The organism is Proteiniphilum sp. X52 (genome assembly GCF_003712195.1).
GTDB lineage: Bacteria > Bacteroidota > Bacteroidia > Bacteroidales > Dysgonomonadaceae > Proteiniphilum.
Window position 1 is genome coordinate 161,345 of sequence record NZ_RDSD01000001.1, and the last position, 13,824, is coordinate 175,168.

Genomic DNA, 13,824 nt, shown 5'->3' on the forward strand with positions numbered 1-13,824 from the left:
ATGCTGATTACCGATCCATGTGATACATATAGCTCAATCTCCCCATCGGCATCACACTCCCCGACTTGTAGTAATCCATTATCTCCATGGAATGGGTTACTCCCATGGCTGCTTTAAAATAAAACTCAAGGCTATTGTCCAGCCCGACAGCGGATCGGGGAATAGAGAGTTGAATCACATCGCCGGCTTTGGAAAACTTCCCCTTCGCAACAAGTGATGTTTTGAACCCGTCTTCCAATTTTTCAATGGTAACCTCATTGTCCTCGATCTTCCTTCCGATAACATACTCATAGCCTTCCCAGCCTTTCAGGGAAGGGTTGCCGGTACCCACGAAAATATTCATCCAATTGTCGTTTCCATCGTAGTCATTGAAACTGCCTTTCCCTTTCAGGTATAAATATAGGTGGTCGTTGTCGTGAATAACCCTGATTTCAAATAACTTGTTGACGGGTGCCGCCTGAGAATAGCGTACCGTATTTGAACCGCCAAAGGCATCTCTTGCCATAAATTTATGATCGGTATTTCGTACGATATATTTCACGTCGTTCCACTGTGTCAAGCTGCCCTGAATGTCCATTTTTTTAGGGGTATTCGGCTTGGGTTGGTTTTCTTTTACCCCCTTGTAACGGCGGATGTTAGTGATTAGCTGCAAATAGAAAGCGTCTTGATAACCGCCGGTCATAGGTTCGATATCGCGCGAATACTCCATGTCTACTGCGTCACACAACATGTATTCCCCCTGGTAGGGTTGTTTATACGCGATCCATTCGTTCCACCCGCCTACGGAAATCATCGGTGGATCCATGGCAATGGCATGATCCCATTGTGATTGGAAAAATGCACCCCTCTCCACATCCGAGGCTACGTTTAGCCGGGTGGATGGATTCCATCCACGCCCCCAGTTGACCCAGTCCGACCGGGTTAAAGAAAAGGACATAGGTACTCCTGGATGACTTGCCACAGTGACATTCATCACTCCCGACCCCGTATGTAAGGGCTGTGGAAAGATCCACTCCACCCATGGGAATCCGCCGGGATAAACCGGGTCAGAAGGCCATTGAGGTTTCATGAAATGGAAGAAACTCAGGATTTCGTCTGACAAGATTCCCGGCTTGTAGCCGGTATCGTTTCGCGACGCAGCCTCCCTTAAATCATCTTCCGCCTTGGTATATGCGATAATCAAGGGTTTTCCGTCCACCCTGTACCACGTGTCGGGGAACCGGTGGGGCTTGTATAGTTCTTTGTAAAGCGCCCTGACGGTTTGGAAAGAAAGCGAGTGGGTATAGAATGCGACTTTGGGAGCGTTCCATCCCTCTTTCAGCATCTCGTCGATTACCGCGCATACTTTTAAGCACACGTTGGCATAAATGAGGGCGTTGGTCGTGTCGAAAAAAATAAAATCAATACCGGCCATGGTCAGCATCTGCATTTGTTTTCTAATCACCCACTCATCTTCCGAATTGTAGTATCCCCACAAAGGTTCACCCCAGTAGTGGGCTTGTCCATTCGGGCTGATATCCGGATCGTGGTGGTTAAAATCGGTCAGAAGCTTTAGCCCGTTGGGCAGTGCCAGAATCTTGGAGGCATCATATATTCCCGATGCATACGGCTGTCCAATCCATGGCCAGTAGAATATACCGACTTGCCTGTCGTTTTTTAAGTCTGAAATCACGTCGAAACTACGTCCGAAGTGATCGACCCCAACAAGGTTGAAGTTGTGGTACTTGCCGGGTAAGGGGTCTTTGGCGATCTCTTTTTCCTCCTCCGGCTCCACTTCTTTTCCTCCGATTTCAGCTGGTAATATGGGGCGCGGGTTTGCACACCCCATACAGATGCAAATCCAGAGTATCAGCCAACAAGTAATAAAAGCACCGAATCTTCTCATCATATTTTACTGTTAAATTGATAATCTCCCGAACCCACTTTCAGAACAACGTTCCCGTTTTCTTCCGCCATAAGTGAAATTTCATTTATTGAAGATATACTCTTCCCGTTTTCGGTAACGCTCTTCGCGTTCCGTGCCGGAATATACAGCAACGCCGTGGAATTGGCAGGTATAGTCACCTCCATGACAAACCGGTTGCATTGCTTTCGATACGAAACCCGGATTGGACCTTTCACGGTATCCAATTCACCTTCGGCAAATGTCAGCTCTTTCATGAGGTATGGTTTGATCGTAAACTGTTCAAATCCAGGATAACTGGTGTTGGGGACAATTCCCAGCACGTATTTGTAAAACCATGACCCCACGGACCCCATCATGGGGTGGTTGTGGGAGTTCATGGCATCGCCAGTGAGGTATTCCCAACGTTCCCACAGCGTGGTGGCTCCGTTTGCCAGCATGAATCCCCAGCTGGGGTAGGTGGTTTGTGTGACAATTTTGTAGGCAACCTCCGCATATCCGTTTTCGGTCAAAACCTCCAGTAAGTATTTGGTGCAGAGGTTCCCCGTGGTAAGGTGGTAATCCCGCTTCTTGACATCGTTGACCAAATTGGATAACACACGGGGAGCTTTATTTTCATCCGCGAGGCCCAAATAAAGGGCAAAGGAGTTGCTTGCCTGATTGTTGGAGGCATACCCCCCTGCTTCCTCGTTCCAGTATTCACGGTTAAATGCCGTGTATATCTCTTGGGATAATCGCTTGTAATGGATGGCGTCGTTCTCCCGATCAATTACTTCCGCCATCTCAGCCAACAGAAGGGCACAGTAATACAAATAACCTGTCGACATCAATTGTCCGGGAGTGTCCCTTGACACACCCGATCCGTTCGCATCCATGAGAAAATCGCGTGGGGGGCACCAGTCGCCGTAGTAGCTGTAGTCAACAATGCCGTTGCTTGTTCTCGAGTACAAATAATCAACCCATGCTTTCATTCCTTCAAAGTGGTCAGAAATGATGCGTTTATTCCCGTAAAACTCGTAACATTTCTGAGCCAGGAGCAAATAGCTTGCTGAAACGGGATCGGCAGGCCTGGCGCCAAACAGGAAAGGGGCAACGCACGTGATAGTGCCTTTTTTGTCTTGTGTGTCGTGAACATCATCCATGAATTTGGGATAGAATCGCGAAAAGTCGAAATTATAGATTGCCTGTTCTATCCTGACAGTTAGATCGTTGAGCCATCCCATGCGTTCATCCCGCTGGGGACAATCGGTTGGTACACTGTGCAGGTTGGCTGCTTCCGTATTTACCACCATCCGGTGGATATCGTTCAGGAGGGGATTGCTGCAGTGGAATGATCCCGTTCTTTTAACATCCGAACGAACCACTTTGATGATCACATCTTCGGGTTTAGGGGGGTAAGGAAACCCTTCCACCTGAACAAACCTGAAGCCGTGGTAGGTAAATGAGGGTTCCCATGTTTCTTCGCCTGTTCCACATAGGATGTAACTGTCTTCAGCTTTGGCATTCCTTAGGTTCTCTTGGTTGACAAAGCCATTGTCGTAGACTGTTTCGGCGAATCGGAGGATAATTTTGGTGCCGGCTTCTCCTTTCACTTTAATGGCGGCCCATCCGGCCAGATTCCGGCCGGCGTCAAACACATACACGCCGGGCGAAGGTTCCTTGAACAGGGTTGGGGTTATTTGCTCTACGATTCGTATGGGATCAATTTTTTGTGCCACCATCTCTCCCACGGGATCGTCGGTATTGTGAGCCCACGCCCAATGCGCATTCATCAGTCCTTGGGGAATTCCCGGCTCGTGTATTGGTGAAATATCCAACCGGGCATCGTACTGTTCACCGTCGTATATGCTTGCATACATTATCGGGCCGGTGGTTACGGATCGAAACCTGTCGGATGTGAGGATTTCCGTGGAATTGTCCTGATAGTCTATTTCAACCTGAGCCCTCAATCTTGCCGTTCCCAGCCATCCGGGCGCCACGGGAATAACGATGCTGTTGAGTTGGGGCAGCAGGTGGTCGGTGATGTCGTACGTCACATAATAGACTCTTTTGCTGTAATTGCTTTGGGCCGGATCAAGGACGTGATCACCCACCTTTTTACGGTTGATGAACAGTTCGCTGTATCCTACGCCCGCGATATATGCCCTGGCTTGTTTGATAGGTTTTGGAGGTACGAACGTGCCTTTGAAGTACAAGACCCTGCCGGGCATACCGGGAGCATACCCTATCCAATTTGATTTCCAGTCTTCCTTATCCAGCAAACCCATCTCGAATGAAGCGGGTTCGGACCATGCTGACGGGGTATATGTGTCTTGCCATACCTTTACCTTCCAATAGTAGCGCTTGCGGCTAACCAGGTTCCCTCCGTTAAAAGAAATACCGACAGATGCGGCAGAGTTTACCTGACCACTGTCCCAGATGTCGCCGTGATTGGAGTGGAGCTTTTCTAACGACGAAGACACGATGATCCGGTATGACGTTTGCAGTATTCCTCTTTGATCGGATTCCAGCCGCCAACTGAATTGTGGAGCCAGGTCTATGCCTGTCGGATCTGTTTGGTACTCCGATTTCAGGTCTGTAACCTTTACCTGTTGGAACTTTTCCTTGCCCTCTAGACCGCAGAGGTTCAGGGCAAGGAGCAATAAAGACAAGACAAAACAACTTTTTTTTGTTTTCATATGACTATTTTATTTTTTTTCTTGTCGGTGTATGGAACCTTTGATGTTCAAAATATTCATTCCCTTCGGGTGTGTAATGATTATTTTAAACAAGTCGGTTTCATATGATTCGTTCTGATGTTTAAAAAAATAGATCGTTGCTGTCCGATTGAGACGGGTATTGTATAAAATTGTATAAAAAGTTTCTTAGGCATCGTTGAAACTAAATGGTATGGTGCAAATATAGCGTTGAAAAAAGCTCCGGGCGTTGTAAAAGCTGGTCGTTTTTTTGTACATTCTGGTTTATTTTCATCCCTTCTTGTAATTTTTGTTTTTTTATTGTATAAACTGTTCTTTGGTCAAAAAAATAAGTTGTACTTTAACGTTTGAAAAATTCATTGGCCTTATGAATGGGTTTCAATTGATCGGTAAAATAATGCATCTTAGGAAGACAATATTGATTGTGACTGTGGTCTTCTATTCATCCGTTGTGGCCATTTTTGATCTTCCGGCCCAGAGGCAAACGGTCCAAATGGGGCAACATGCTGCCTTTTCGCCGGATATATCGTTCTTGGATGTAAATGCCTTCGCTCAAGACTCGTTGGGATACATGTGGATAGCCACCTTGGATGGATTAAACAAATACAATGGGTATGAATATCGGCATTTTTTGCATATCCCGTCCGACAGCACTTCTCTGGGAAATGATTTTGTTTTTTCCTTATTGATAGACTCCTCGCACACTTTCTGGGTAGGCACCGCTAACGGGGTGAGTACTTTCAATTTCGAGACAAATCGGTTTACCCATTACTCGGGTAGTGTGACGCCCGTGTATTCTTTTTTTGAGGACCACAACAGTCAAATCTGGGTGGCGACGCCGTTAGGACCGGGCAGGGTTGACAGGGAGATGCAAACCGTGTCTTTCCCGTGGGAACCTCAGTTGGTGAATCTGTTTTGGGAGGACGATTCCCATCGGCTGTGGATGGGATTAAGTGAACGGCAAGGATTGGCTGTTCGGAAAGACAACCGGTCTTGGGAGTATTATTCGGTGCCGGGGAGCAGAAGTGTGACGTGCATGTACTGCGATCCCCAAGGGATATGGTGGCTGGGAACAAACGCGGGAGTTGTCCTGTTCGATCCGGCTTCCCATACTTTTAGAGATCCCGGCTTCCCGGCCATACCCGAAAACACGAAATTAAACCGGACACAAATAAACTTCATCAAGGAGGTGGAACCGTTAAAACTGTTGATTGGTACCACCACAGAAGGTTTTTTCTACTATGATCTCTTGTCTAAGAAACTGCAACAAAACGTGCCGGCACGGTTTAACCCATTTTATTCCGCACAACTCCATACCTGCTACATTGACCAACAGGGGGGCGCCTGGATAGGGACCTACGATAAAGGTTTTGTAATGGGTAACAAGCAGTCGGATTGTTTTAACGTTGACCATGTCTTGAGTAACCAATTCAGGGGAAAGTTCGTTACCCGTGTCATTGAGGACAATGATCATCATTTTTGGATAGCAACCCGTTATGACGGATTATACAGGTACAGCCCATCGGGGGGACTGGTCGGGTATGAGAATCGGAGTTTGTTTCCGGATAAAAATGAATTTCTGGAAGTGATTTTTATTGACTCGCAACAACGTATATGGATTGCTTTTGAAACGCAATTGATCGTTGCCCGTCTAACACGGGAGGGGCGCATTGCCATTATCAAGCGTTTGAACATAGAGAATGTACGGGTTGTAAAGGAAGACCAAGCTGAAAATATCTGGCTGGGTACCTGGGATGGCTTGTACAAAACAACGGTCAGTGACAGTCAGGTGACGATTGATAAGGTCCGTTCATCCAATGTCCCCGATATTTGTATTCTACGTTCGGGCGATATCTTGTTCACGGTGTTTGGGGAAGGTGTTTTCGCGATCCGAAACGGGGATCCGGTTCCTCAACGGATTGATTTCCCGAAGGATATAAACCCGGTGACAAGTACCAGCGTGACTTTGTTTGAAGACTCGCAACACCGCATTTGGATGGGGAGCTACGGGAACGGGGCCGCCTGGTATCTTGACGGCGCGTATGGCCATTTTTCGAAAGATAACGGATTGCAGAGCAACAATGTGCTCTGCTTTCAGGAAGACTTACACCGCGATATTTGGATGAGCACGTCGCATGGAATATCCCGGTTAAAGTTCACAGAGGACGGTGCCGTTTTTTCCGGCTTTTTTAAAAATGACGGCACTTTAGGTGATCAATACCATGAAAAGGCAGGGTGCAAGAGTTCCGACGGGCGAATATTCTTCGCCGGCAACCATGGGCTTACTTTTTTCAATCCCTCGTCCATTGTCCCTAATCAGAATCCACCCCTGATCAATATTGAGGACCTGAAAATATTTAACCAAAGCGTTCAACCCGCACTCCAGGGATCGGTCCTGAGCAAAAACGTCTCCCATACTACAGAGATTGTTCTCACCCATAAGCAAACAACCATTTCATTAGATTACGCGGGGATAGATTTCTCAGCCCCCGCTAAACTCACCTACAAGTATATGTTGGAGGGTTTCGACAGGCAATGGAATGAGGTGGGCAGTTTTCGCAGGGCCACTTATTCGAATATCCCCCCGGGGAAATACATGTTTTACGTCACGGCAATCAACGGCGATGGGGTCGAGAGCGTCTCTCCGGCAAGCTTGAAAATTACCGTAAGACCCGCTCCATGGTTTTCCTGGCAGGCATGGGCCGGTTATACCGTTTTGTGCTTGGTCATGATTTTCACGGTACTTCGGTTCTGGTATAACACGAAGATAAACAGGCAATTGATCGAGATGGAGCACAATGAACGGATGCGGGAAAAGGAAGTCTCAAAAATGAAAATCAACTTTTTCACAAATATTTCTCATGAGTTCCGCACCCCGCTGACACTTATCTCCGCTCCTTTGGAAAAACTTTATACTACCGTTAGATTAGAAGATCACGATTTAAAATTACTGGACACCGTTTACCGGAATGTTCAACGGATGTTGCAGCTGACAAATCAACTGCTGGATTTTATTAAAATTGAAAACGGGGCTTTAAAGCTGAGCGTTCAACAGGCAGACCTTATCCACGAACTCCACTGCATTTACGAGTCATTTCTTTATTTGGCAGAAAGAAAAGGGGTAAAATTAAGGTTTGATCCGCATATCCCCTGTGAAACGATATGGATCGACACCGATAAGATCGAAAAAGCCATGTATAATCTGCTTTCGAACGCCATCAAGCACACACCCCGGAGCGGCACGATAGAGATTTTCACACGTATGCTGGAGAGGGAAGAATGCATTGAACGTTATGGCGAAAACAACCATATCGATTGCAGCTTGTTTTTGGAGGTTACGGTTTCCGATACAGGTCCGGGAATTCCCGAAGATAAACTCCAGGAGTTATTTATCCGATACCGTCAGATCAACGGCTCTTCGGGGCTTCACCATGATTACAGTGGAAGTGGTATCGGCCTGCATTATACCAAAACGCTCGTTGAGAGCCATAGGGGAAAAATTCGCGCCCGTCTCAAACCCGAAAAAGGAATGGAATTTTCATTCGTTCTCCCTGCAAAAGATGTTTATTCGGATGAAGAGAAAGCCGCTGTTCAAAAGGGTATTTTCACCGAGGATATGCCCAGGGTGCAGTCGACGCTGAAACGGGAAAGAATTGAAACGGATCAAAAGAGGGATTGTTCCGTTTTAATTGTCGAAGACAATATAGAGTTGATGGATTTCATTTCGAGCCTGCTTTCAGAACAATACCATGTGTTGGAGGCCAGTGATGGCCAGCAGGGTTGGGAACTGGTTCAAAGTGAATCTCCCGATTTGGTATTAAGTGATGTGCTTATGCCGGGGATTTCGGGTTATGAATTATGTTCGCGTGTTAAAAAAAGTCCGGAATACTGTCATATTCCGATTGTGTTGCTCACTGCGAAAACATCCATGCCTGAGCAGTTAGCCGGGCTTGAACAGGGTGCGAGCGCATATATCTGCAAGCCGTTTCATCCCGATTATCTTTTATTGACCATTGCTAATCTTTTGAAGAATAAGGAGATATTGCGCCTCTATTTTTCCACCCCTCAGCAAAAAGAACCCGATCATATTCCGGTAACCTTGAACAAACATGACCAGGTTTTTATGGACAGGCTAACTTGCCTTTTGGAAGAAGAAATGTCCGATCCCGATTTAAATATAGACTATATTGCCAGGGAACTCGGGTTTAGCCGCACTGTTTTTTTCCGAAAAATAAAAGGGCTGACGCACATTTCACCCAATGATTTTCTAAAAAATTATCGGTTAAAGTCCGCGGCAGAAAAAATATTAAGCGGTACGGTTTCACTGGTTGAAGTGGCGGAACAAACGGGCTTCCGATCTTATTCCTATTTTTCAAAATCGTTCAAAAAGCATTTTGGGACGACCCCCAAGGAGTATCAGAGCGGCAAGAGTGACTTTTAACTTGAAAACCCCGTTTGTGGTTGCCTATTTGCCCTCGTGTTGAAAAACTCGCGCATGGTTGAAAAGTGGCGAAGTCATGCACCAATCGAAAGTTATTTAATCGGTTTTTCCATAAGATTCCATAGCGGATAACTTAACCTTACTCCGAAACGATCGAATTTCTTCTCGGTAAAACCGGTGAAAATGCCTGCTCTGCCCAAGCCGAGGAACCCTATGGAATAACCGCCCTCCAGGTAGAATCTCCTGTTTTCGGTGGATAATCCGTGTATATGAAGAGCTTCATCAAAGGAAAAACGTTGCAGGAAAGGCAGGTTTTTCAGAAAGAGGTACTGTGACTGATAATTCAGGTGCCCTTCCATCCACCATTCCCCCGAAGCGGTATACGGTTCCAACAGATTGAAACTCCGGTTAAAATCGGACGCGGTGAAGAGCATTTGGTTATTCCTGAAATATTTGAGATCATTCAGATATAACCTGTCGGACGATAAGAAGGTGCCACCCGAAAACAGGTAATCGATCTCTTCGAAAGGGGAGACTTTGATGGTTTGAGAGATCGATGCGGAAATCCGCTCATATAACGGAGCCGCGTTATCAGGAAAAAGATCGACTCCTTTTTTGTATAAAACGGAGAAAGTGGGATATTTGGTGGAGACATACCATTTTCGGCCTTCTCTCACGCGGTAGCGGTAGCGTGGGGTATAGGAGAGTTCCACCGTGATATTTGTGGCTGTGTGATTGGGATATAAAGTGGCGTGGGCGGGAATATTTTCAGGAACATCTTTGCCGATAAAATTAAACGAGGTTCGGTTACGCAGTGCCGACCGTTTATCTATTTCCGCGCCGCCATACAGATGCAATCCGTTGGCAATATCGATGTGATGATCGGCTTTGATGTGGCGGCTGTCGTAAAAGCGGATGAAATTCTGTCCCAGGTCGATGGCTGCAAGGGTGTTCATCAGTCTCGACTCGCCGTTCTCACTGTTCAGGTCACGGGAGATATGTCCCGCGGAGGCTTGAAACTGTCCGAGTGACATAGGTGCATAGATCAACGAAGTGGAGAAATGCCATAACCATTCTTTTCGCGCTGTGGCGTAGTAGAGCGACGGGGAAACCGAGAAATTCCGGTTCTTATCGATGGCCCAATTCAAGGAAAGGGTTTGTCCAAGCCAAAGTCCGTCGGTGAAATTGTATTCCCTCAATCCACCCGTTAATCCGCCGTAACGGAGTGAAAGATCCCGGTTCATTTTCCATACGCCTCCCTGTGTGATTTTACCGAACACGGTTTTCGGATTTTCGTCAATCGATAGTACCACTTCATTCCTGTCGCCGGCGGTTTCGGAAACCGTGTCGCCGCCCGAGAGTGAATCCCTTGTCTGATAACTTCTCCGTTCATCTTCCCGAAGCGGTAGTTCGCGGATAGCCGCCCAGTAGGTCGAATCTCTCTTCCATGCCAGCGTGTCCACGTTCATCTTTACCTTTTCAATATCTTTTATCTCGAGCGATTCCCGTTGTTTTTTCACCTCTTCCGGTTCCCTCATCCGGCTCATCAGTCTTGACATCTTATAAGCCTCTTTGGTGGAGAGGTCTTCCTTGTGGGCCAACTTGTCCAATTCATCCGATATTTTTTGTTTTTCTGGCGGTATTTTCTGTTCTTCGGATTCATCCGGCAATGCTGTTTCATTGATGGCGGCAGGATCCGGGGTTTTATCTGCCTGTACCGAGTTGTATTTCATAGACGCGTAGTATTTCCCTGATCCTTTTACACCCATCGTATTGATAGTCATAGTCACATCATAGGTGGTGGGCAGGTAGACCGAAGGCTGCACCTGATGGTAGTTGATGCGGTAATGCAAGGTAGTGCCCAGCTCACTTGCGACCAGGTCGGCAATATATATGTTCCATGTATCTTCCAGGATGTAGATATGACCCGAGAAGAGGTTGGGGTTTTTCTTTCTGGGAGTTACCTTGATCTTGTTGATGATATGCTCGGGCCGGTAATCCACATTCTCCAATTTGAAGGCATAAAACCTGAATGCCCCGGGGGCGAGCGGCGAGATTTTCCCGTTGAGTTCAGCGTTGTAAATGCTTGAGGTCATGATGCTCAATCCCTTGTCCACATTGAATTCTTTGGGAATGGAGCTTTTCAGTGCGGTCACATTTTGTTGGTAAGTGTCAGGAGATGTGAACCGGATATTGCTTTTCGATTCCATTACCAGCGGCTTCCCTATGATGGCGTTGATGTCGAAGTCACTACCGTTTACTTTCATGGCGCGTTTGAAGATCCCCGGGATCTTATCGACAGTCAGGCTTCCTTTTATATAGGCCTCCGAGGTATATTCCTTTATCTGGTAACGGTAATAAGGGGCATGGGCGATCGCTTTGCGCATGATACGGTAGGCCGGATCTTCATTGCTCGCGGTAGCGTAGACCACCACCTCCTTCAGCAGATAAGATTTTTCCTGAAGTTCCACACGGATAGTCTGGTTTTGGTTTCCCATTATTATGTCTTTCTTGACACTCTCGTATCCGAGGGAACGAAATTCACACGTATAGGAGCCCGGCCCCAGGGCGGTTTGAAATTCGCCGAGGTTATCGGCTGCAATTCCTTTGGCAATGTCATGGATATAGACGGTGGAGTTTGGAACAGGTTCCCCTTTTTTATTGACAATAATGCCTTTGAGTTGTTGTGCCTGCAGGTTTGAGGTTATGATAACGCAACCCAACGTGAGGAGCAGATATTGCTTCATTGCTGATGTCAATTGTTAAATGAATATTGTGGCGGTAAAGTTACATATTTCCATTCAACAAATATCCAACAATTACAGGGGATTTTCTTGTGGGATGATGTGTAATTGAAGTTAATTTATTATTTTTGCAGTGCCCGAATATTTTTCAATTATTGCATGAATCGTTCCATTGGGTTTTATGCCTATGAAGTATCTTTTATTGTTGTTAATCGCTTTCCTGCCCATTCCCCTTTTATCTCACAATGACGATGATAATATGATCATCAGTGATCAGCAATCCACATATACCTATATGATGGAGAATAACAAGGTTGTTGTGAAAGAGAATCAGGATGTTACTTATATTTGTGCGAGAAATCTCCAACCGGTTACTTTCTATCGGTTTTATGATATGAATTCCGAGATAACCAAAATCAGGGTAAAGGGGGTAAAAGCTTCTTCTCCCAGATATGAGACTTATACAAAGGAAAATATCTTCTATGATGATAGTAAAGTCTGTCACCTTAGCTTACGCTTTAAAGATAAAAATGAAGTGGGGACGGTAACTTACGAAAAGAAGTATAACGATGTATGTGGATTCTCGTTTGTCAATATCTTGGAGAACCATTTCATCAAGAATAAAACGATCCGGATCATTGTTCCGCGGTGGATGGAAATAGATATTATCGAGAACAATTTCGATTCGGGAATAAACAAATCGGTAATCGTAGACCCTAAGTCGGGAGACACAATATACACCTATCACCTAGAAAATCAGGAAGCATACAGATCTGAGGATTTTATGCCCGATTATATGCTTGCGTTTCCCAATATTCAGATTGTTCCCCGAAAAGCGGTAATAAATAAAAGAACGGAAGAATATTTTTACAGCTTCGAACATATGTACAGGTGGTGCAAGAGCAAGGCTGATATGACCGTGAATGACCACACTGTGATAGCAGAATTGGCCAAGGAGATAACCAAAGAGAGTGGAACCGACGCGGATAAGATTAACGCATTGCTGAATTGGGTTCAGAATAATATAAGATATGTCGCGTTCGAATACGGTATCCAAGGATTTAAACCTGATGAGGCGCAGGCTGTGGTAAGGAAGAAATACGGGGATTGCAAAGGAATGTCCAACCTGTTGAAATGCCTGTTGCTTGCAGAAGGATTTGACGCCCGCCTGGTATGGATAAACACAACGGAATCGGGCCGCGAATGGACGTTGCCTATCCCCTCTGCCGATCATATGATATGCGCGTTGAACTATAATGGCGGATTTCATTTCTTAGATCCCACAGTTAAATTCATGCCTTTTGGCGAAATAGCTTATCCCATCCAGGGAAAAATGGCCATGGTGGAGGACGGCGATCGTTATTTGATGCTTCGCACTCCATCGTTTCCCCCCTTTCATAACCGGACTCGGTTGGAGAGTGAGTATGTGGTGGATGGTGGTAAGTTGGCTGGTGAATCGCAATGGTCTTTTGGCGGAGAACCCAAATATGCGATGATCTCTTCTATCCGATACGCCAGTAAAACCGATGCCGATATCTATCTGAAGAATTGGCTGAAGAGCAACAATCCTGCCGATTCGATTTTGGAAATGGATATCCAGGGGGTGGAGACCGGATCAAAAGGCCTGTCCATATCATACAAGGATCTGCGGCCTTCGTGTGTCCGTTCTTTCTCTGACGAGTTATATATCGATCCGGATGTTTTCAAAGATTTTTCGATGTTGGCTGTCGATACGCTTAAAAGAAAGAACGACTATGCTTTTCCTTTCAGTCAAAGTCTTCAGAGCCACATCCGGCTTATAATTCCTGAAGGTTATCGGGTGAAAGATATTCCCCCGAATATGGAAATAGAGACAGATGATTATCAATTCAGTATTCGATATATTGTAAGCGACGATAGCGTCCTGTATCATAAAGAAATCACGATAAAAAAAACAATGTTGCCGAAATCAAACTTCCGTCGATGGAATGCGGATATAGCCATGTTGAGGAACGCCTATTTAAGACAGATCACCCTTGAAAAAATTTAAACGACTATATT

At 45.9% G+C, this 13,824-nt stretch carries 5 protein-coding genes; 2 read left to right on the plus strand and 3 right to left on the minus strand.

Features of this window, described 5'->3' with window-relative positions; all coding sequences use genetic code 11:
- Window positions 1-7: 7 nt before the first annotated feature.
- Both D7D25_RS00510 and D7D25_RS00515 read right to left on the minus strand, forming a co-directional pair.
- The gene (locus D7D25_RS00510; protein WP_255417114.1) at window positions 8-1,888 is read right to left on the minus strand and encodes a hypothetical protein; all 1,881 of its coding nucleotides are present in this window, start codon (window positions 1,886-1,888) and stop codon (window positions 8-10) included.
- Entirely contained in the window at window positions 1,885-4,581 is a 2,697-nt protein-coding gene (locus D7D25_RS00515) for an alpha-L-rhamnosidase (RefSeq protein ID WP_122967023.1), read from the minus strand. The genes D7D25_RS00510 and D7D25_RS00515 overlap by 4 nt, the downstream gene beginning before the upstream one ends.
- 385 nt (window positions 4,582-4,966) lie before the next feature.
- On the opposite strand from D7D25_RS00515, the gene D7D25_RS00520 reads away from it, so the two are divergent.
- Window positions 4,967-9,040, plus strand: coding sequence for a hybrid sensor histidine kinase/response regulator transcription factor (locus D7D25_RS00520; protein ID WP_255417115.1), 4,074 nt, complete (start codon window positions 4,967-4,969; stop codon window positions 9,038-9,040).
- A 92-nt stretch (window positions 9,041-9,132) separates the two neighbouring features.
- On the opposite strand, the gene D7D25_RS00525 is transcribed toward D7D25_RS00520, so the two are convergent.
- Window positions 9,133-11,787 (minus strand): DUF5686 family protein, encoded by a 2,655-nt coding sequence (locus D7D25_RS00525; RefSeq protein ID WP_122967024.1) that lies wholly within the window; start codon window positions 11,785-11,787, stop codon window positions 9,133-9,135.
- A gap of 184 nt (window positions 11,788-11,971) precedes the next feature.
- On the opposite strand from D7D25_RS00525, the gene D7D25_RS00530 reads away from it, so the two are divergent.
- The gene (locus D7D25_RS00530) at window positions 11,972-13,813 is read left to right on the plus strand and encodes a transglutaminase family protein (protein ID WP_158602499.1); all 1,842 of its coding nucleotides are present in this window, start codon (window positions 11,972-11,974) and stop codon (window positions 13,811-13,813) included.
- Window positions 13,814-13,824: the final 11 nt, after the last annotated feature.